The sequence below is a fragment of the Micromonospora sp. DT46 genome, from assembly GCF_049841735.1.
GTDB classification, from domain to species: domain Bacteria; phylum Actinomycetota; class Actinomycetes; order Mycobacteriales; family Micromonosporaceae; genus Micromonospora; species Micromonospora reichwaldensis.
The window spans coordinates 26,046-44,868 of the sequence record NZ_JBNCKW010000011.1; the positions used below are offsets into that span (position 1 = coordinate 26,046).

The window sequence follows — 18,823 nt, forward strand, 5'->3', positions numbered from 1 at the left end:
GACGGCGGCGGGGACGGCGGCGGGCGGGCAGGCCCAGCTCAGCGCCGAACGCGGTGGCTCGTGGCGGCGGTCCACCGAGGCGGACCGCATAGCACGACGAGGGCATGATCGTCCGTTCGTCCACAGTGTGCCCGTCGTCCACAGTTTCCGGGGCACGGGGCGGCGGCTGCCCGCCCGCCGGGTGCACCGTGCCGGACATGACGAAGCGGAACCAGGCGGTCGGCGCGTACGGGGAGCGGTGCGCCGTCCGGCACCTGATCGGGGCGGGACTGCGCCCGGTGGCCCGGAACTGGCGCTGCCCGGCCGGAGAGATCGACATCATCGCCTGGGACGGGCCGGTGCTCGCCTTCTGCGAGGTGAAGACCCGCCGCACCGACGAGTACGGGTCGCCTGCGGAGGCGGTCGTACCGGCCAAGGCGCGGCGGCTGCGCGGGCTCGCCGCCCGGTGGCTCGCCGACACCGGCACCACCGCCGACGAGGTGCGCTTCGACGTCGTCTCCGTACGCCTGACCGGCGCCGGCGCCGCCCGGGTCGAGCACCTCAAGGGGGCGTTCTGATGGGCGGACCCGACCGGACCGGGTGCGGCGTCGAGCGACGGCGGGTGGCGTCGTGAGCTACGCGAAGGTGCTCTGCGTGGGCCTGGTGGGCGTCACCGGGCACCTGGTGGAGGTCGAGGCCGACCTGGCCGCCGGCCTGCCGGCGGTGGTCATCTCGGGGCTGCCGGACACCGCCCTGCACGAGGCCCGGGACCGGGTCCGCGCAGCCGTGGTCAACTCCGGTCAGCGGTGGCCCAACCGGCGGATCACCCTCAACCTGCTGCCGGCCGACCTGCCGAAGTTCGGCTCCGCGTTCGACCTGGCGATCGCGGCGGCCCTCCTGGGCGGCTCCGGCGAGCTGCCGCTGCTGCCCCTGGAACACGTGGTGGTCCTGGGCGAGCTGGGCCTCGACGGCACGGTCCGCCCGGTGCGCGGTGTGCTGCCGATGGTCGCCGCGGCCGCCCGGGCCGGCGTCGGGAAGGTGATCGTGCCGGCCGGCAACGCCGCCGAGGCGGCGGTCGTCCCCGGGGTCCGGGTCCGGGCGGTCGACACGCTGCACCGGCTGGTCAGTTTCATCCGCGACGGCTCGCCCCTGATCGAGCCGGAGCCGGACGGCCCGTCGCCGGCCGGTGGTGGGCCCGACCTGGCCGAGGTCGCCGGGCAGGGGCTGGGCCGGCGGGCACTGGAGGTGGCCGCGGCGGGCGGGCACCACCTGGCGCTGGTCGGGCCGCCGGGAGCCGGCAAGACCATGCTCGCCGAGCGCCTCCCGTCGATCCTGCCCGAGCTGGACGACGAGGCCGCGCTGGAGGTCACCGCGCTGCACTCCATCGCCGGGCTGCTGCCACCGGGCGGCCGGCTGCTGCGCCGCCCGCCGTTCCAGGCACCGCACCACACGGCGACGGTGCCGTCGCTGGTCGGCGGCGGTTCCGGGCTGGCCCGCCCCGGCGCGATCTCGCTCGCCCACCGGGGCGTGCTCTTCCTCGACGAGGCGCCCGAGTTCAGCCGGGGCGCGCTGGAGGCGCTGCGCCAACCGCTGGAGAACGGCCGGGTCCGGCTGGTCCGCAGCCGGGGCGGCGCCGAGTACCCGGCCCGTACGCAGTTGGTGCTGGCGGCCAACCCGTGCCCGTGCGCCAAGCCGGCCGGGGACGCGTACTGCGAGTGCCCGCCGCAGGCCCGGCGGCGCTACCTCAGCCGGCTCTCCGGGCCGTTGCTGGACCGGATCGACGTGCAGGTGAAGCTGCCACCTGTCCGCGCGGCCGAGCTGATGCAGGCCACCGTCGACAGCGAGCCCTCCGCCACCGTCGCCGCGCGGGTGGCGGTGGCCCGGCAGGCGGCGGCCACCCGCTGGGCGGTGCTCGGTCACCGGCTCAACGCCGAGATACCCGGCCCGTACCTGCGCCGCCCGCCGTGGCGGTTGCCCGGGCCGGACACGGCCGAGCTGCGGGTCCGGCTGGACGCCGGGTCGCTGTCGGCCCGGGGCTTCGACCGCATCATCCGCCTGGCCTGGACGATCGCGGATCTGGACGGTCGGGACCGCCCCGACCGGGAGGACGTCCGGGAGGCCATCCAACTCAGGACGGGGGACGCGACGTGAGCACCGACGAGGAGACCCTGGCCAGGGTGGCGCTCACCTGGCTCGCCGAGCCCGGCACCTGGTCGGTGCACCGGCTGGTCGACCGGCTCGGCCCGGTGGCGGCGCTCGACCTCCTGCTCGACGGGGGCGCGCCGGAGGAGACGCTGCGGAACACCGTGGCGGCCCGTTGCGCGGCCGGCGACGCCCGGGCCGTCGCGGCCGAGGCGCTGGCCCGCACGGACCGCCTCGGCGCCCGGATCGTCGTCCCCGGCGACGACGAGTGGCCCGTCCGGGTCGGCGACCTGCGCCGGCTCCGGCTGCCCGGCGCCTACCGGCGGGTGGACATCGAGACCGCCCCGCCGCTCTGCTTCTGGCTACGCGGCTCGTGGCCGCTCGCAGAGGCGTTCGACCGCTCCGTCGCGGTCGTCGGCGCCCGCGCCGCCACCGGGTACGGCACGCACATCGCCACGGAACTCGGCTACGGGCTGGCCGACCGGGACTGGACCGTCGTCTCGGGCGGAGCCTTCGGCATCGACGCCGCGGCCCACCGGGGCGCGCTCAACGCCGGTGGCCTGACCGTAGCGGTGCTCGCCTGCGGCGTGGACCGCCCCTACCCGATGGGCAACGCGGCGTTGTTCGACCGGATCGCCGACACCGGGCTGTTGGTCAGTGAGTGGATGCCGGGAGCCGATCCGCTGCGGCCCCGGTTCCTCATCCGCAACCGGGTGATCGCGGCGGGCACCCTCGGCACGGTGCTGGTGGAGGCGGCCGCCCGCAGCGGCGCCACCCAGACCACCCACCGGGCGCTCGCCCTGGGCAGGCCCAGCATGGTGGTGCCCGGCCCGGTCACGTCGGCGATGTCCGTCGGCGCGCACGAGACGCTGCGGGAGTATCCGAGAGCCCGGCTGGTGACCGGCGTCGCGCAGGTGCTGGAGGAGGTCGGGCGGATCGGCGACCTGGCGCCCGTACCGCGCGGCCCGCAGCAGCCGGCCGACCTGCTCGACGACGACGCGAGGGCCGTCGTCGAGGCGTTGCCCCGCCGGGGCGCAGTCGGTGTGGACGTCCTCGCCGCGCGGGCCGGGGTGCCCGTCCGTACCGCGCTGCGGAAGCTGTCGATGCTCGAGGAACTGGCCCTGGTGCTCCGCCGTGACGACGGGTACGCCCTCGCGCCCCCGCCGGCCGGGAACGCGACCGCCGGACGACCGGCGACGCCGGGGGGACCGTGAACCGCCGTCAGTCACCCTCGAAGCGGATCTCCATCGCGCGGTCCTGCCGGCAGCGCCGCGCCAACCGGTCCAGCCGGCGCACGTGCGTCAGCTCCGGCGTCGACCGCGACACCTCGGCGAGGCAGCGCACCTCGGCGAGGAGCTGCGGCGCCTGGCCGGCAGGGACCACCAGCTCGCCGACCGGATCCACCCGGTCGAGCAGAGGGGTACGCCCGGTGCCACGGACGCGCCGGACGAGGTTCAGCAGTACGTCGTCGGGATCGGGCAGCACCTCGGCCGGCACAAGGCGGCGTCGGTCGGAGCCCACCCCGACCGCCCGGTAGAGGACGACGTCCACCCCCATGCCCGGTCCCCCTTCGTCGAGCCTGGTCCCGTCGCACGGCGACCACGGCCAGGGCCCACACCCGTTGGTACGACAAGTCTGCGCGCACCGGCCGACGCAATCCACCACCCGGACCGCGCGTCCGCGCCGGGAACACCCGCGAGCCCGCACGGCCGGTCGCCGACCGGGCGCCCGGACGGCCCGGTGCCCAGCCGGTGGCCGGGCAGCCCGGTGCGCTGCCCGGCCCAGTGGCCTGCCGGTGGCCGGCGGCCCGATGCGCTGACCGGCCCCGGTGCCCAGCCGGTGACCGGCGGCCAGGTGCGCTGCCCGGCGAGGTGGCGTCGGGCGGCCAGTGCCGTGCCCGGTCCGGTGGCCTGCCGGTGGCGTCGGGCGACCGTAGGCTGGTCCCGTGCCGCCCGAGGATCCGCCGCCCATCGCCACCACGGCCTCGATCCGCACCGGGGCGTACCGAGGGGTGCGCCCCCCCGTGCGGGTCGGCCAGGCGGCGTTCGCACCTCGGCCCGGCCAGGCGCCGTTCGCAGCTCGGCCCGGCGTGGGAGGGACGCGCACGCGAGGCGCACCGGGCGCCCGGCGGGTGGCGGCGAGGGGACCGCGGTGAGCCGGGAGGCGAACGGCACCCGGGCGACCCACGAGGCGCTCCCACCGGCGATGCGCGAGGCGGTGGACGACTTCGCCGGGTACCTGGCCGCCGTGCGCAACCGGTCCGCCCACACCGTCCGGGCGTACGTCGGTGACGTGGTGTCGCTGTTGGACCACGCCCACCGGATGGGCTGCGCCGACCTGCCGGAGCTGGACCTCGCCGTGCTACGCAGCTGGCTGGCGAAGCAGCGGACGATGGGGGCCGCACGGACGTCGCTCGCCCGCCGGGCGGCCTCGGCGCGGACGTTCAGCGCGTGGGCCCACCGCTGCGGGCTGCTTCCCGCCGACGTGGCCGGCGCCCTGTCCAGCCCGCGCGCCCACCGGGACCTGCCGACCGTGCTGCGTGCCGACCAGGCGGCCGCACTGGTCGAAGCGCCGGGCCGGTTCGCCCCGACCGGGCCGCCACCCCCCGCCGACGGCGGCTCCCGACCGCCGTCACCCGACGAGGACGACTCAGGACCGTCGTCACCCGACGGGGAGGGCTCCCGACCAGCATCAACCGACGAGGAGGGCTTCCGGCCAGCATCACCCGACCAGAAGGGCGCGCGGCCGGCGTCGCCCGCCGACGACGGGTCCGGGCCGGCGTCGCCAGAGTCGTCGGGTCCTCCCCCTGCGGCTGACCAGGTCGCCGAGGCGGTACTGCTGCGGGACCGGGCGCTACTGGAGCTGCTCTACGGCACGGGGGTGCGGATCAGCGAGGCGTGCGGTCTGGACGTCGCCGACATCGACCACGCGCGACGGGTCGTGCGGGTGTTCGGCAAGGGTGGCCGGGAACGGGCCGTGCCGTACGGGGTGCCGGCGCAGCGGGCACTCGACGAGTGGCTGCGCCACGGCCGGCCAGCGCTGGCCGCACCGCACTCCCGCGACGCGCTGCTGCTCGGCGCCCGCGGCGGACGGCTCAACCCGACGACGGCACGGCGGATCGTCGGCGGGTACGCGGAGGCCGCCGGCCTGCCCCCGATCAGCCCGCACGGACTGCGCCACTCGGCGGCCACCCACCTGCTGGAGGGCGGCGCCGACCTGCGGGCGGTGCAGGAACTGCTGGGCCACTCGTCCCTGGCGAGCACCCAGATCTACACCCACGTGTCCGTGGAGCGGCTCCGCGCCGCCTACCGCCAGGCCCACCCACGCGCCTGAGTCCCGCCGTCGCAGGCCACCCCGGACCCGAGCCGCCCAGACCCGAGCAGCCTGGGAGCGGGAACCGGGGCCCGAACAGCCCGGGCACGAGCGGCCAGACCCGAGCGGCCCAGAACCGAGCGGCCGAGACCCGAGCGGCCCAGAACCGAGCGGCCCAGGCACGAGCAGCCCGGGCACGAGCGGCCCGGGTGCGGCAGCCGGCCTGACCTGCCGGGCAGGCAGGGGCGGGTGCTCAGGTCCGGCGCGGCGACGAGCCCGGCCCGTCGGCGGCCGAGCCCCGGAGCACGACGTGCGGCTCGCGCCCGAGGTCCAGGCACATCCGCACGTCGTCGTAGCGTTCGTCGCCCACCTCGATGACGTTCGGCAGCCGACCCCACTCGCGGAAGCCGAGGCGCTCGTACAGCTCGATGGCACCGTGGTTGTTGCCGCGCACTCCCAGCGCGAGGGTCTCGACGCCGGCCTTGCGGGCGTCGTCGATCAGCGCGCCGGTGACGAGCCGACCGATGCCGCGGCCACGGGCGGCGGGGTGTGCGGTGATCTTCTCCAGGTCGGCGTAGTGGGTGAAGATCGGCTTCGGACCGCGCCGCCACGACCCGGTGCCCACCACCCGGTCGTCGAGCACGGCGAGGACGAGCGCGGCGTCGCCGGCCTCGACGAGACCGAGCACCCCGTCCAGCCAGGCGTCGGTCTCGGCGCGGCCGGGCGGGACCGCGTACCCGATCGCGCCGCCCCGCTCGGCGACGGCGTGCAGCACCCGGTGCACCTCGGCGCGCAGCTGCCGGTCGGCGGCGGTCGGCCAGCGCAGTTCGACGTCCATGACCAGCGATTCTCCGGGATCGAGGACGGTCGACCGGCACGGGCTCGGTGGAACCGCGTCCCGGGTGGGCGCCCGGCGGACCGTACCCGGCGGAACGGCGGCGATGGATCGACCGGTCGCTACGATCACCGGGTGAGCCTCCCGCAGCCGCCCGGGCCGATCGCGGCAGCCCGCCTGCTCTTCTCGCTCGACCCGGCGGTCAGCCACCTGAACCACGGTTCGTTCGGCGCGGTGCCGATCGCCGTGCAGCGGGCCCAGCAGCGGCTGCGCGACGAGATGGAGGCCAACCCGCTGCGCTTCTTCACGCAGGGCCTGGTCGACCGGATCGCCCACACCCGCCGGCACCTGGCCGGGTTCCTGGGCGCCGACCCGGACGGCACCGCCCTCGTCCCGAACGCCACCACCGGCGTGGCGGTGGTGCTCCAGTCGATCGGCCTGCGTCCCGGCGACGAGGTGCTCACCACCGACCACGGCTACGGCGCGGTCGGCCTCTCCATCGCCCGGGAGTGCCGGCGTACGGGGGCGGTCAACCGGACCCTGCCCGTCCCGTTGGCCGCCTCGGGCGAGGAGATCGTCCAGATCGTCCGCGCCGGGCTGCGCCCCGGCCGGACCCGGCTGCTCGTCGTGGACCAGCTCACCTCGGCCACCGCCCGGCTCTTCCCCGTCGCCGCGATCGTCGGCGTGGCCCGGGAGCACGGGATACCGGTCCTCGTCGACGCCGCACACGCCCCGGGCATGCTTCCGGCACCGGTGGGCGACGTCGGCGCCGACTTCTGGGTGGGCAACCTGCACAAGTGGGCGTACGCGCCGCGCGGCACCGCCGTGCTGGCGGTCGCCCCGCCGTGGCGGGAACGGATCGAACCGCTGGCCGTCTCCTGGGAGCAGGAGTCCGGGTTCCCCGGCCGCGTCGAGTGGGCGGCGACGCAGGACTACACGGGCTGGTTGGCCGCGCCGGTGGGCCTGTTCACGCTGCGCAGCCTCGGCGTGGACCGGGTACGCGGGCACAACGCCGCGCTGGCGGCGTACGGCCAGCGGCTGCTGGGGGACGCACTCGGGGTGGCCCCCGCCGACCTGCCGGACCCCGGCGGACCGGGGATCGCCATGCGGATCGTGCCGCTGCCGGCGGGTCTGGGCAGCACGCTCGACGCGGCGCGGGCGCTGCGGGCACGGATCGCCGAGCGGCTCGCCACCGAGGTCGCCGTCATGGCCTGGAACGGACGCGGCTGGCTGCGGCTCTGCGCCCAGGTCTACAACACCCCCGACGAGTACGAGCGGCTCTCGGTGCGGCTGCCCCCGCTGCTCGCCCAGCGCTGAGGGCGGGGTCGCCCCCGTCGAGCGGCAGCAGCCGCACGGGTCCCAGGCCGAGCAGGGCCAGCGGATCCAGGTAGTCGGCGCCGCGCCGCAACCCCCAGTGCAGGCAGGCGGGGGCGGGGCAGCCCGGGTGGCCCGCGAGGAGGGTGCCCAGCGGTGCCCCGGCCGCGAGTGTCTCGCCGGGGCGGACCGTCGGCGACACCGGCTCGTGGGTGGTCCGCAGCCCGTCGGCGTGCCCGACGGTGACGACGGGACGGCCGGCGACCAGACCGGCGAAGAGCACCGTGCCGACGCCAGCGGCCCGCACGGTCGCGCCCGGCGCGGCGGCCAGGTCGACGCCCCGGTGCCCGGGCAGCCACGGCCGGGGCGGCGGGTCGAACCGGCGCACCGGGCGCGGGACGCCGTCGAGCGGCCACCGGAACCGCACGGCACCGGCCGGCGCGACCATGGGCGGTGCGACCCCGGGCGGTGCCGCCGGGACGAACGCTCGCCCCGCCGCCGGGACCGGCCGGGCGGCGGGCGCGGCGGGTCCGAGGAACAGCAGGGCCGCGCAGAGCGCGACGGCGGTACGGGCGGCAGGTCGCATGGGCGCAGCCTGCGCGGCACCCGCCCGCCCCCGCCACCCCCGGCACGCTCGCCTGTGGACGACGGTCGTCCTGTGGACGGCCCCCGGAGGGCCGGGCGGTCTGCTAGGCGCGCTGCTTCCTGGGCGTGCCCGGCAGCGCCGGCGAGGCCCTAGGCTGGGACGGGCGCACGGCGGAGCCGCCGCCGTCCGGCCGGGGAGGTCCTCGATGACCACTGTGCACGATGCCAGCGGGCCCTCCCGCCTGGCGGAACCCGGCGAGGGCATCACCGCCGAGGAGTTGCAGCTCGCCGCCCGCAACCACGGCATCCCGCTGGAGGCGCTGCGCTACGACGTGACCCCGGCCGGCCTGCACTACCTGCTCATCCACTACGACATCCCGGACCTCGACCCGGACGCGCACGCGCTGACGGTGGCCGGCGCGGTGGACCGGCCGCTGGCCCTCGACCTCACGGCGCTGCGCGAGCGGCCCCGGGTCACCCGCCGGGTCACGCTGGAGTGCGCCGGCAACGGGCGCGCCCTCTTGCACCCCCGGCCGGTGAGCCAGCCGTGGCTGGTCGAGGCGGTCGGCAACGCGGAGTGGACCGGCACCCCGCTGGCGCCGCTGCTGCGCGAGGCGGGGATCGCCGCCGACGCCGTGGACGTGGTCTTCACGGGCGCCGACCACGGCGTGGAACGCGGCGTCGAGCAGGACTACCAGCGGGCGCTGCCGGCCGCCGACGCGCTGCGCGAGGAGGTGCTGCTGGCGTACGAGATGAACGGCGCTCCGCTGCTGCCGCAGCACGGTGCCCCGTTGCGGCTGATCGTGCCCGGCTGGTACGGCATGGCGCACGTCAAGTGGCTGCGCGCGATCGACGTACGCACTGAGGCGTTCGACGGCTACCAGAACGCGGTCGCCTACCGGCTGCGGCGGGACGCGGACGACCCCGGTGTGCCCGTGACCCGGATCGAGCCGCGGGCGCTGGTCCGGCCGCCCGGTTTCCCCGATTTCATGTCCCGCACCCGCGTGCTGCGGCCCGGTCCGTGCACGCTGGACGGTCGCGCCTGGTCCGGCCACGCCCCGGTCGTCTCGGTGGAGGTGACCACCGACGGCGGGGCCAGTTGGCGACCGGCCATCCTGGACGAGCAGGTCGGCGGGGAGTTCGCCTGGCGCCGGTGGCGCTACGAGTGGGCGGCGGAGCCGGGGCGGCACGTCCTCGGGGCCCGCGCCACCGACGCCTCCGGGCGCAGCCAACCGGTCGAGCAGGCGTGGAACCGGGGCGGCTTCGCCAACAACCTCGTCCAGCGGGTCGAGGTCGTGGTGCTGGCGGGGTGAGCCGGGCTGCCGGGGAGGAGCGGGACGACGGCCGCGCGGCGGTGGGGGCGCCGATGGGCTCGTACGCCCGGCGGTGGGTCAGCCGGGCGGGCGGCGGAGCGGTGGGTCAGCCGGGCGGGCGGCGGAGCGGTGGGTCAGCCGCCGAAGCCGGAGTCGGCGGGCAGCGAGATGTCGGGCTTCTCCAGCTCCTCGACGTTGACGTCCTTGAAGGTCATCACCCGGACGTTCTTCACGAACCGGGCCGGACGGTACATGTCCCACACCCAGGCGTCGTGCATCTCGACCTCGAAGTAGACCTCGCCGTCGGAGTTGCGCACGTGCAGGTCGACCTGATTGGCCAGGTAGAACCGGCGCTCCGTCTCCACCACGTAGGAGAACTGGCGGACGATGTCGCGGTACTCCCGGTAGAGCTGGAGCTCCATCTCGGTCTCGTACTTCTCGAGGTCTTCCGCGCTCATCGCACTCCGCCTTCCATGACCACATCTTCCCCCACCGACGCCGGAGGCTGAGGCTGCTCGCCCAACGCCACGCCGACGGTACCCCCTGGCGGGCAGGAGCGCTCCATCGGCTCGTCCCGCCTCGCGTCCGCCGGCCGGCGCGCCCGGGGCGGGGCGCCGTCGCGACCGGACACCGTCGCCACGTTGACGTACGAGAACCGGTGCTCCCGGCACGGCCCCCGGTCCCGCAGCGCCGCGGTGTGTTCCGCGGTGATGTAACCCTTGTGCTCGGCGAACCCGTAGCCCGGGAACGCCCCGTCGAGCTCGACCATCATCCGGTCCCGGGTGACCTTGGCGAGTACGCTCGCCGCCGCGACGCAGGCGGCCACCCGGTCGCCCTTCCACACGGCCAGCCCCGGCACGTCGAGGCCGTCCACGCCGAAGCCGTCGGTCAGCACGTAGTCGGGGCGGGTCGTCAGCGACGCCAGCGCGCGACGCATCGCGGCCAGGTTGCTCACGTGCAGGCCCCGCTCGTCGACCTCTTCGGCCGGGATCACCACCACGGCGTACGCCAGCGCGCGGGCCACGACCTCGTCGTGGATCCGCTCCCGGCTGGCGGGGGTGAGCAGCTTGGAGTCGGCCAGCCCGTCGATCTCGCCGCGGCGGCCCTCGGGCAGGATCGCGGCGGCGGCGACCAGCGGCCCGGCGCAGGCGCCGCGACCCGCCTCGTCGGCCCCGGCGACGTGCCGGAAGCCGCGCCGCTGCAACGCGCGCTCCAGCGCGTAGAGCCCGCCCTCGCGGCGCACCACCGTGCGCGGGGGCGTCAGCACGGCGCGTCCTGTCCGGCCGTGGGCGCGGGCGAGGCGGCCAGCGCCCGGGCCAGCACCGTCGTCAGGTCCGGCGGGTAGTACCGCTCGCCACTGACGGTCAGCTCGTCCGGCGACCACCACCGGTGGGCGGCGACGGTGGCCCGCTCGATCTCGCTGAAGCCGGCGGTGTCGACCTCGTGGCCCGCCACCCGCACCAGGAAGAACTCCTGTTCCTGCCGGTACCACACGCCGTCGAAGGGGAACTCCGTCACGTCGCGGTGCACGGGCGCCCCGAACGCCGGGGCCGGCAGCCGCAGCCCGGTCTCCTCGGCCAGCTCCCGCGCCGCGCACTCGGGGTAGGTCTCCCCCTCGTCCAGGCCGCCGCCGGGGGTGAACCACCAGCGCCCGTGCTCGGGACGGGCCGGGTCGGAGCCGCAGAAGAGCAGCACCCGACCCGCCGCGTCGACGAGCAGGACGCGCGCGGCACGCCGGGGGGTGTAGACGGTCACCGCACCAGCCTGCCAGACGCCGCCGACAACGCACACGCCCGGCGGCCCCTACGGTTCGGGGATGGCCTCGTACGGCTTCGGGACGCTCAGCCAGGTGGCCCGGCCGAACGGCCAGAAGACGGTGAAGGCCCGCCCCACGACCTCGCCCTCGGGAATCGTGGCGACGGTGATGTCCTGACCGGACTGCTGCCAGTGCTCCAGCGAGTCGCCCGACGCCTCGCGGTGGTCGCCCATCACCCAGAGCCGGCCCTTCGGGACGGTGATGTCGAACTCCTCGGCGGTCTTGTCGCCGGGGTAGATGTAGGGCTCGTCCAGCGACTTGCCGTTGATCACCAGCCGGTCCTGCGCGTCGCAGCAGACCACGTGGTCGCCGCCGACGCCGATGACGCGCTTGATGAAGTCCTCGCCGTCGGGGTTGGCGCTCCACTCCATGGGGGCCTTGAAGACGATCACCTCGCCCCGGTGCGGGGACCGGAAGTCGTAGACCAGCTTGTTGACCAGCACCCGATCGTCGATCTGGAGGGTGTTCTCCATCGACGGGGAGGGGATGAAGAAGGTCTGCAGCACGAAGGCGCGCACCAGCACCGCGACCAGGATCGCCACACCCAGGAGGATGGGCAGCTCCTTCCAGAAGGAACTGCGCGGCTTGTCGGTCTGCTCGTCAATCACGGCACGAGCCTACGTTGCCCGGCCCAGCGCCACCGTCCGGAACGCGCGAGAACGGCGAGCGCGACAGCGGTCGGGGCGAACAGCACCAGATCGCCGTCCGGCGTGGGGCGGACCGGGGGCGGGGCGCCGGTGGTGGCGGCCGGCGGGTCGGCGACGTCGTCGAAGGTCGCGGGCACCGACAGGGCGCTCCAGCGCGACGACGGCCAGACCACGGTGAACGCCCGGCCCACCACGTTCTCGATCGGCACCGGGCCCTGGCAGCGGGCGTCCTGGGAGACCATCCGGTGGTCGCCCATGACGAAGATCTGCCCGGGCGGGACCACGATCTCGTCGAAGCGCCGGGACCGGCACTCGCGGGGGTTGGGCGGGATGTCGAGCGGCGAGTCGCGCAGGACGTACGACGACTCGTCGAGCGGCGTGCCGTTGACCAGCACCCGCCCCTCGGCGTCGCAGCACTTCACCCGGTCGCCGGGCAGGCCGATGACCCGTTTGATGAAGTCCTTCTCGCCGGGGCGGCTGACGCCGACGAGGTCGCCGACGGTCCGGCTGAGCTTGCCCGCGAACCCGGGCTCCGGCCCCTCGGCGACCTGCGGGGCCCAGCGGTCGGTGCCCCGGAAGACGACGACCTCGCCCCGCACCGGGTCGCGCACGTCGTAGACGACCTTGTTGACCAGGACCCGGTCCCCGACGAGGAGGGTGTCCTCCATCGAGCCGGAGGGGATGAAGAACGCCTGGAGCAGGAAGGTGCGGATCAGCACCGCGAGGCAGAACGCGACGACCAGCAGCAGCGGCAGCTCCTGCCAGAGGGGCATCTGTCGGCGGGGCCGGCGGGCGCGCCGTCGCCAGGGGTCGACGGCGCCGTCCTCGTCAAGCGTCTGCACCACGCCACTCTCCGGTCAGCAGAAATGACACTACCGCCCGGGAACCCTGTCGGGGCTCCCCGGGCGGTAGTGGTCGTCGCTCCGCCGTCGTGGCGGGACGTCGCCCGGCTGCGCCCGTAGCGACCAGGGTAGTGCGGTCCGGTCGGTACGACATACGCGCAGCTCGGCGGCGTGGCGAGCGCGAGGTCAGCTCGGCTGCTTCTCGCGCTTCTCCTTGATCTTGGCCTTCTTGCCCCGCAGCTCGCGCAGGTAGTAGAGCTTGGCGCGGCGGACGTCACCGCGGGTCACGACCTCGATCCGGTCGATACCCGGGCTGTTGATCGGGTAGGTGCGCTCGACACCGACGCCGAAGCTGATCTTGCGGACCGAGAAGGTCTCGCGCAGACCGTCACCCTGGCGGCGGATGACGACGCCCTGGAAGATCTGGACACGGGACCGGGCGCCCTCGACGACGCGGGCGTGCACCTTGACGGTGTCACCGGCACGGAAGTCGGGGAGGTCGGTGCGCTTCGACTGGGCGTCAAGGGCGTCCAGGATGTTCATCGCTGCGTCCTCGTGAGGCTCACGGCGCACCGTCAATCGGTGCGCGGGTGGGTGATTCTGATCCCCGGGTGGGCGGTCGGTGACCCGACCCCGGTCGAGGATCCTCGCAGCCGGCCGCGGCGCGGCCGGCTGCGGCAACCCCCCTACTTTGCCACATCCCCCGGCGGCACCTGAAATCCGGCCCGGTCCAGCGCGGCGACGTCCCGTTTGTCCAGGCGCTGCGGGTCCACCGCGGCGAGCATGTCGGGACGACGCGTCGCGGTGCGGGTCAGCGCCTCGTCCCGCCGCCAGCGGGCGATCCTGCCGTGGTCGCCGGAGCGGAGCACCTCCGGCACCTCCAGCCCCCGCCAGGTCGCCGGCTTCGTGTACATGGGGGCCTCCAGCAGCCCGTGGGCGTGCGACTCCTCGGCCAGCGAACCCGCGTTGCCGAGCACGCCGGGCAGCAGCCGGGTGACCGCCTCCAGGATCACCAGCACCGCCACCTCACCGCCGAAGAGGACGTAGTCGCCGAGGGAGACCTCGGTCACCGGCATCCGGGTCGCGGCGTGGTCGAGCACCCGCTGGTCGATGCCCTCGTACCGGCCGCAGGCGAAGAGCAGGTGCGGCTCGGCGGCCAGCTCGTGCGCCATCGCCTGGGTGAAGGGGGCGCCGGTCGGGGCCGGCACCACCAGCCGGGGCGCGGTCAACTCCGCCGGGGCGAGAGCGTCGAGCGCCTCGCCCCACGGCTCCGGCCGCATCACCATGCCGGGCCCGCCGCCGTAGGGCGTGTCGTCGACCGTGCGGTGCACGTCGTGGGTCCAGATCCGCAGATCGTGTACGGCCAGCCGCAGCGTGCCGTTCGCCCGCGCCCTGCCGATCAACGACAGGTCCAGCGGGGCGAAGTACTCCGGGAAGATCGACACGATGTCGACGCGCATGCGGGGGTGCTCCAGCGGTTCTACAGATCGAGCAGACCGGCCGGCGGGTCGACGACGACGCGACCGCCGGCGAGGTCAACCTCGGGGACGATCGCCTTGACGAACGGGATGAGCGCGGTGCCGCCCTCGGGACGGCGCAGCACCAGCAGGTCGGAGGAGGGGGCGTGGTCGATCCGGGCCACCTCGCCCAGCCGGTCGCCGTCGGGGGTGACCACGGCCAGCCCGACGAGCTGGTGGTCGTGGAACTCCTCCGGGTCCTCCGGCGCGGCGACGTCGGCGCTGTCGACCGCGAGCAGGGTGCCGCGCAGCGCCTCGGCGACGTCCCGGTCCAGGCTGCCCTCGAACGCGACAAGCATCCGTCCCTGGTGCCAGCGGGCGGACTCCACGACCAGTTCGGCGGGCACCCGGAAGGCCACCCCCTGCTCGGGCGCGGCCGGCGACGGCTGCGGCGCCACGGGCTCGGTGCGGCGCGCCCGGGGCGTCGCCCCAGGCATGGTGCGCAGCACCATGCCTGGGGCGAACCGCGCTTCGGGCTCGTCGGTCCGCACCTCGACGGTGACCTCACCGCGGATGCCGTGCGGCTTGCCGACCCTGCCGACGACGAGCAGCATCAGTACGAGTCGACGATGTCGACGCGTACGCCGCGCCCGCCGATGGAGCCGATCACCTGGCGCAGCGCCTTGGCGGTCCGGCCGGACCGCCCGATCACCGTGCCGAGGTCCTCCGGGTGCACGCGGACTTCCAGCCGCTTGCCCCGACGGGAGTCGACCATCCGGACGCGTACGTCATCGGGGTGGTCGACGATGCCCTTGACCAGGTGCTCCAACGCCGGACGCAGAGGCATGTCAGGCCTGCTCACCGGCGTCGGCAGCGGCAGCCGGGGCCTCGGCCGGAGCCTCGGTCTTCGGAGCCTCGGCCGGAGCCTCGGTCTTCGGCGCCTCGGTCTTCGGCGCCTCGGCCTTGGCGGCCTTCTTGGCCGGCTTCGCCGGCGCCTCGGCCAGCCCGGCGGCGGCCTTCGCCTCGGCCTCGTACGCCGCGGTGCGGTCGACCCGCTCCGGGGCGACCTTCAGCGGCGGCGGGGCCGGCAGGCCCTTGAACTTCTGCCAGTCACCGGTCAGCTCCAGCAGCCGCTGCACCGCCTCGCTCGGCTGGGCGCCGACGGACAGCCAGTACTGGACCCGCTCCGACTTGACCTCGATCACCGAAGGGTCTTCCTTCGGCTGGTAGACCCCGACGAACTCGATCGCCCGGCCGTCGCGCTTGGTGCGCGAGTCGGCGATGACGATGCGGTACTGCGGGTTGCGGATCTTGCCCATCCGCAGGAGCCGGATCTTTACGGCCACAGTTGTTTCGCTCCTGTTGCGATCTCACCTGCCCGGTACGGGCGGTGCACGGGTGAGTGTCGACCGGCACAGTGGGGTTGGGCCGGAGACTGCTCGGTGGACTGGCGACGTGCCCGGGTTAGAGGGCGCCGGACGCGCGCCGGATACCAGCCAGCCATTCTGCCAGATCGGGCCCCGATCGCTCGCACCGGACCGCCCCCGGTCACCCGCCGGGCGGCAGAAGTGACCGAAAGCACAGTCGCCGGCCGGCGGCCGGCCCCGCCGATCGAGGGCGGTGCGCCACCGGGACGCGCGGGCGGATCGGGCCGGGTCAGCGCACCGGGGGGCGGTCCCAGCCGGGCGGCAACCCGTCGGGGACGGTCCAGTCGGGCGGCGGGGTGAAGTCGCACCAGGTGCCGTCGAAGGGGAACTCCCCCGCCTCGGCCAGCGCGATCACCCGCTTCCCCTCGGCCCGGACGGCGTCGGCGTCGGTCACCCAGTAGTGGTCGGGGAAGGCGAGCCGCTCGGCGAACTCCCCCTCGTCCTTCCACTCCCAGCCCAGGTCGGGGCGGACGACCACGTCGAGGTCCTGGTCCACCATGTCGACGCCGGCGAGCGCGCCGTCGTCCCAGCGCACCCCGGGCTCCTCCAGGTTGACGTACCAGGTGGCGAAGCGGTCGTGCGCGTCGCGGAACCACCACACGGAGTGGGCCGCCCCGGCGGGCAGGAACTTGAGCACGGAGGGGCCGTCCCACCGGCCGGTGGCCAGGCGGTACGACGAGGAGATCCACTCGCTGAACGGCACCGCCCGCATGCCCAGCCCGGCCTCGGTGATCTCGCTCGCGACCGGGGAGTCGCGGGGCACCCAGAGCAGCAGGCCCCGGTCGTCGTCGCTGACCACCCGCGCGGTGCGTACCCAGCCGATCCGGCCCCGGCGCACGTTGCGGTGCACGATCAGCCGCCCAGGTTCGAATCTCACGGACCGACCCTACCGGCCCAGGCCCCCCGCTCCCGCCCACCGCTCCGAGGTGCGAGGAAGGGACCCTTCCGCTACCTCAGGCGTCAGGAAGGGTCCCTTCCTGACGCCTGAGCGAGCTGCCGCGGCACCTGAGGGGGTGCGACGAGGCTCAGTAGGCGCGGGCCAGGATGGCGACCAGGTCGGGCTCGTCCTCGGAGTCGGGCACCGAGCCGTCGGCGCGCAGCAGGCAGCGCACGGTGACGCCCTGGCCGTTCGCCTCCGTCTCGCCCTGCACGCCGACCGCCGACCACGGCACCATGGCCCAGCCGGTGGCCGCCGCCTCGATCGCCTCGGCGAGGGTCGACACCTCGACCGTGCGGGACTTCCGGTGGGCCAGCGCCTGGTCGTGCAGGGCCCGCTGGTCGGCGTCGAGGGCGGCCAGCACGGCGGTCACCACGTCGGCCACCGGCGTCGGGGACTTCGAGCCGTCGGTGCGCCGGACCACGACCGCGTTGCCGGCGGCCAGGTCGCGGGGACCGACCTCGACGCGTACGGGATAGCCGCGCAGCTCGGCGTCGACGGCCCGGCGGCCGAACGGGGTGTCGACGCGGTCGTCGAGCGCGACCCGGACGCCCGCGTCGCGCAACGCGTCGCAAAGCTCTTTCGCCACCTCGGCAGGGCCGCCAGGGCCCTCGCCGTCCTTGACCACCATGACGTACGCCTGCACGGGCGCCAGCTTCGGCGGCACGCGCAGCCCGTTGTCGTCGCCGTGGCACATGATCAGGCCGCCGAGCATCCGGGTGGAGGTGCCCCAGGAGGTCGTCCAGGCGTGCTCCCGGCCGCCCTCGGCCGACGAGTAGCTGATGTCGAAGGCCTTGGCGAAGTTCTGCCCCAGCTCGTGGCTGGTGCCGAGCTGGAGGGCCTTGCCGTCACCCATCATGCCTTCGCAGGTGTAGGTGGCGGTGGCGCCGGCGAAGCGCTCGCGGGCCGTCTTCAGGCCGACGACCACCGGGATGCCGAGCACGTTGACCATCAGGTCCTCGTACGCCTCGTGCAGGATCCGGCGGGCGTAGGCGCGGGCGTCGTCGCGGGTCGCGTGCGCGGTGTGCCCCTCCTGCCAGAGGAACTCGCTGGTGCGCAGGAAGATCCGGGGGCGCAGCTCCCAGCGGACCACGTTGGCCCACTGGTTGAGCAGCAGCGGCAGGTCCCGGTAGGAGTCGATCCACTTGGCCATGAACTCGCCGATGACGGTCTCGCTGGTGGGGCGCACCACCACCGGCTCGGCGAGCTGCTTGCCGCCGCCGTGGGTGACCACCGCGAGTTCCGGCGAGAAGCCCTCGACGTGCTCGGCCTCGCGCTTGAGGTAGCTCTCCGGGATGAAGAGCGGGAAGTACGCGTTCTCCGCGCCCGCCGCCTTGATCCGGGCGTCCATCTCGGCCTGCATCCGCTCCCAGATGGCGTAGCCGGCCGGGCGGATGACCATGGTCCCCCGGACCGGGCCGTTGTCGGCCAGCTTCGCCTTGGCGATCAGGTCCTGGTACCAGCGGGGAAAGTCCTCCGCACGGGGAGTGAGCACGCGTGCCATGACCGCACATCCTATGCGTCGGCCGAAGGGACGACGTCATCGGGCGCGACGTCGGCGGTCTCCGCCGTGCCGGGCGGTGCGGCCGGGCTAGGATTCGACCACCATGGGCGAGGTGAGGGACGGCACCCGTTCCCGGGACGCGATCGTCGAGGCCGCCCGGGCATTGACCATCGCGACCGGCTGGGACGGCGTCCGGATGGGTGCCGTCGCGCGCGCGGCGGGGGTCAGCCGGCAGACGGTCTACAACGAGTTCGGCACCAAGGCGGGGCTGGCCGAGGCGCTCGCCCGGCGGGAGGTCGACCGGTTCGTCGGCGACGTACGCGCCCTGCTGCGCGCCCACGGCGACGACGTGCGGGCCGCCGCGCACGCCACCATCTCGCACACCCTCACGCAGGCGGCCGACGACCCGCTGATCAAGGCCGTCCTGACCAGCTCCCGGGGCGGCTCGGACGACCTGCTGCCCTACCTCACCACCCGGTCGGAGCTGGTCCTGACCGAGGCCACCGAGGTGCTGCTGGAGTGGGCCGACGGCGTGCTGCCGGGCGCCGACCGCAACGCCGTCGCGTTCGCCACGGACTCGGTCGTCCGGTTGGTGATCAGCCACATCGTCCTGCCCGGCGCCCCCGTCGCGCAGACCGCCGCCGCCCTCGCCGACCTCGCGGTGTACCTGCTCCTGCACGCGGTCACCCAGGCCCACACCGGCTGACCGGGCG

Annotated in this window: 21 protein-coding genes and 1 pseudogene; 7 read left to right on the plus strand and 15 right to left on the minus strand. The window is 75.0% G+C overall.

Features of this window, described 5'->3' with window-relative positions; genetic code table 11:
* Positions 1–197: 197 nt before the first annotated feature.
* From ACLQ20_RS27135 to ACLQ20_RS27145, 3 genes are read left to right on the plus strand one after another with little or no spacing between them, the layout of a single operon-like run.
* A complete protein-coding gene (locus ACLQ20_RS27135; RefSeq protein WP_151456854.1) occupies positions 198–557 on the plus strand; it encodes a YraN family protein in 360 nt (119 codons plus the stop codon).
* A 52-nt stretch (positions 558–609) separates the two neighbouring features.
* Positions 610–2,130, plus strand: coding sequence for a YifB family Mg chelatase-like AAA ATPase (locus ACLQ20_RS27140; protein WP_151456855.1), 1,521 nt, complete (start codon positions 610–612; stop codon positions 2,128–2,130).
* Complete coding sequence (locus tag ACLQ20_RS27145) at positions 2,127–3,335, plus strand: DNA-processing protein DprA (protein ID WP_425858016.1); 1,209 nt, start codon at positions 2,127–2,129, stop codon at positions 3,333–3,335. The genes ACLQ20_RS27140 and ACLQ20_RS27145 overlap by 4 nt, the downstream gene beginning before the upstream one ends.
* A gap of 7 nt (positions 3,336–3,342) precedes the next feature.
* Here the strand turns inward: ACLQ20_RS27145 and ACLQ20_RS27150 are convergent, their stop codons facing one another.
* The gene (locus ACLQ20_RS27150; RefSeq protein ID WP_358117196.1) at positions 3,343–3,678 is read right to left on the minus strand and encodes a hypothetical protein; all 336 of its coding nucleotides are present in this window, start codon (positions 3,676–3,678) and stop codon (positions 3,343–3,345) included.
* Between the two features lie 648 nt (positions 3,679–4,326).
* Here ACLQ20_RS27150 and ACLQ20_RS27155 point away from each other — a divergent pair.
* Entirely contained in the window at positions 4,327–5,454 is a 1,128-nt protein-coding gene (locus ACLQ20_RS27155; RefSeq protein ID WP_425858067.1) for a tyrosine-type recombinase/integrase, read from the plus strand.
* A gap of 232 nt (positions 5,455–5,686) precedes the next feature.
* Here the strand turns inward: ACLQ20_RS27155 and ACLQ20_RS27160 are convergent, their stop codons facing one another.
* Positions 5,687–6,271 carry a GNAT family N-acetyltransferase gene (locus ACLQ20_RS27160; protein WP_425858017.1) on the minus strand — a complete coding sequence of 195 codons (585 nt, stop codon included), beginning with the start codon at positions 6,269–6,271 and terminating at the stop codon, positions 5,687–5,689.
* 132 nt (positions 6,272–6,403) lie between these two features.
* On the opposite strand from ACLQ20_RS27160, the gene ACLQ20_RS27165 reads away from it, so the two are divergent.
* Positions 6,404–7,585 (plus strand): aminotransferase class V-fold PLP-dependent enzyme, encoded by a 1,182-nt coding sequence (locus ACLQ20_RS27165; protein ID WP_425858018.1) that lies wholly within the window; start codon positions 6,404–6,406, stop codon positions 7,583–7,585.
* Here the strand turns inward: ACLQ20_RS27165 and ACLQ20_RS27170 are convergent.
* A complete protein-coding gene (locus ACLQ20_RS27170; RefSeq protein WP_425858019.1) occupies positions 7,473–8,168 on the minus strand; it encodes a murein hydrolase activator EnvC family protein in 696 nt (231 codons plus the stop codon). The two genes, ACLQ20_RS27165 and ACLQ20_RS27170, sit on opposite strands and share 113 nt — an antisense overlap.
* 205 nt (positions 8,169–8,373) lie before the next feature.
* Between ACLQ20_RS27170 and ACLQ20_RS27175 the strand changes: the two genes are divergently transcribed.
* The gene (locus ACLQ20_RS27175; protein WP_151457077.1) at positions 8,374–9,480 is read left to right on the plus strand and encodes a sulfite oxidase; all 1,107 of its coding nucleotides are present in this window, start codon (positions 8,374–8,376) and stop codon (positions 9,478–9,480) included.
* Between the two features lie 134 nt (positions 9,481–9,614).
* Here the strand turns inward: ACLQ20_RS27175 and ACLQ20_RS27180 are convergent, their stop codons facing one another.
* From ACLQ20_RS27180 to proS, 12 genes and pseudogenes are all read right to left on the minus strand, one after another.
* On the minus strand, positions 9,615–9,938 hold the full coding sequence (locus ACLQ20_RS27180) for a DUF2469 domain-containing protein (RefSeq protein WP_007075222.1): 324 nt from the start codon (positions 9,936–9,938) through the stop codon (positions 9,615–9,617).
* On the minus strand, positions 9,935–10,747 hold the full coding sequence (locus tag ACLQ20_RS27185; RefSeq protein WP_151457076.1) for a ribonuclease HII: 813 nt from the start codon (positions 10,745–10,747) through the stop codon (positions 9,935–9,937). The genes ACLQ20_RS27180 and ACLQ20_RS27185 overlap by 4 nt, the downstream gene beginning before the upstream one ends.
* Entirely contained in the window at positions 10,741–11,235 is a 495-nt protein-coding gene (locus tag ACLQ20_RS27190; protein WP_151457075.1) for an NUDIX hydrolase, read from the minus strand. The genes ACLQ20_RS27185 and ACLQ20_RS27190 overlap by 7 nt, the downstream gene beginning before the upstream one ends.
* 48 nt (positions 11,236–11,283) lie before the next feature.
* A complete protein-coding gene (gene lepB / locus ACLQ20_RS27195) occupies positions 11,284–11,904 on the minus strand; it encodes a signal peptidase I (RefSeq protein WP_151457074.1) in 621 nt (206 codons plus the stop codon).
* A 9-nt stretch (positions 11,905–11,913) separates the two neighbouring features.
* A pseudogene (gene lepB, locus ACLQ20_RS27200) lies at positions 11,914–12,788 on the minus strand (signal peptidase I).
* A gap of 183 nt (positions 12,789–12,971) precedes the next feature.
* Entirely contained in the window at positions 12,972–13,328 is a 357-nt protein-coding gene (gene rplS / locus ACLQ20_RS27205; protein ID WP_101414582.1) for a 50S ribosomal protein L19, read from the minus strand.
* A 143-nt stretch (positions 13,329–13,471) separates the two neighbouring features.
* Positions 13,472–14,245 (minus strand): tRNA (guanosine(37)-N1)-methyltransferase TrmD, encoded by a 774-nt coding sequence (gene trmD, locus ACLQ20_RS27210; protein ID WP_425858020.1) that lies wholly within the window; start codon positions 14,243–14,245, stop codon positions 13,472–13,474.
* Positions 14,246–14,265: 20 nt separating this feature from the next.
* Positions 14,266–14,853: a ribosome maturation factor RimM gene (rimM, locus tag ACLQ20_RS27215; protein WP_192581565.1), complete on the minus strand. Its 588-nt coding sequence runs from the start codon at positions 14,851–14,853 to the stop codon at positions 14,266–14,268.
* A 2-nt stretch (positions 14,854–14,855) separates the two neighbouring features.
* A complete protein-coding gene (locus tag ACLQ20_RS27220; RefSeq protein WP_172862164.1) occupies positions 14,856–15,116 on the minus strand; it encodes an RNA-binding protein in 261 nt (86 codons plus the stop codon).
* Complete coding sequence (rpsP, locus tag ACLQ20_RS27225; RefSeq protein ID WP_425858021.1) at positions 15,091–15,588, minus strand: 30S ribosomal protein S16; 498 nt, start codon at positions 15,586–15,588, stop codon at positions 15,091–15,093. Before rpsP ends, ACLQ20_RS27220 begins: the two co-directional genes overlap by 26 nt.
* A gap of 310 nt (positions 15,589–15,898) precedes the next feature.
* Entirely contained in the window at positions 15,899–16,546 is a 648-nt protein-coding gene (locus ACLQ20_RS27230; protein ID WP_425858022.1) for a DUF402 domain-containing protein, read from the minus strand.
* Positions 16,547–16,694: 148 nt separating this feature from the next.
* Positions 16,695–18,110 (minus strand): proline--tRNA ligase, encoded by a 1,416-nt coding sequence (proS, locus tag ACLQ20_RS27235; protein ID WP_151455322.1) that lies wholly within the window; start codon positions 18,108–18,110, stop codon positions 16,695–16,697.
* A gap of 103 nt (positions 18,111–18,213) precedes the next feature.
* Here proS and ACLQ20_RS27240 point away from each other — a divergent pair, with 103 nt between their 5' ends.
* Positions 18,214–18,816 carry a TetR family transcriptional regulator gene (locus tag ACLQ20_RS27240; protein WP_151455321.1) on the plus strand — a complete coding sequence of 201 codons (603 nt, stop codon included), beginning with the start codon at positions 18,214–18,216 and terminating at the stop codon, positions 18,814–18,816.
* Positions 18,817–18,823 lie beyond the last annotated feature (7 nt).

What these genes read in the sequence shown, in the direction of transcription:
- ACLQ20_RS27135 (WP_151456854.1), top strand. Translation starts at nt 198, where the DNA reads ATGACGAAGCGGAACCAGGCGGTCGGCGCGTACGGGGAGCGGTGCGCC.
- ACLQ20_RS27150 (WP_358117196.1), bottom strand. Translation starts at nt 3,678, where the DNA reads ATGGGGGTGGACGTCGTCCTCTACCGGGCGGTCGGGGTGGGCTCCGAC.
- ACLQ20_RS27155 (WP_425858067.1), top strand. Translation starts at nt 4,327, where the DNA reads ATGCGCGAGGCGGTGGACGACTTCGCCGGGTACCTGGCCGCCGTGCGC.
- ACLQ20_RS27160 (WP_425858017.1), bottom strand. Translation starts at nt 6,271, where the DNA reads ATGGACGTCGAACTGCGCTGGCCGACCGCCGCCGACCGGCAGCTGCGC.
- ACLQ20_RS27170 (WP_425858019.1), bottom strand. Translation starts at nt 8,168, where the DNA reads ATGCGACCTGCCGCCCGTACCGCCGTCGCGCTCTGCGCGGCCCTGCTG.
- ACLQ20_RS27175 (WP_151457077.1), top strand. Translation starts at nt 8,374, where the DNA reads ATGACCACTGTGCACGATGCCAGCGGGCCCTCCCGCCTGGCGGAACCC.
- ACLQ20_RS27180 (WP_007075222.1), bottom strand. Translation starts at nt 9,938, where the DNA reads ATGAGCGCGGAAGACCTCGAGAAGTACGAGACCGAGATGGAGCTCCAG.
- rplS (WP_101414582.1), bottom strand. Translation starts at nt 13,328, where the DNA reads ATGAACATCCTGGACGCCCTTGACGCCCAGTCGAAGCGCACCGACCTC.
- trmD (WP_425858020.1), bottom strand. Translation starts at nt 14,245, where the DNA reads ATGCGCGTCGACATCGTGTCGATCTTCCCGGAGTACTTCGCCCCGCTG.
- proS (WP_151455322.1), bottom strand. Translation starts at nt 18,110, where the DNA reads ATGGCACGCGTGCTCACTCCCCGTGCGGAGGACTTTCCCCGCTGGTAC.
- ACLQ20_RS27240 (WP_151455321.1), top strand. Translation starts at nt 18,214, where the DNA reads ATGGGCGAGGTGAGGGACGGCACCCGTTCCCGGGACGCGATCGTCGAG.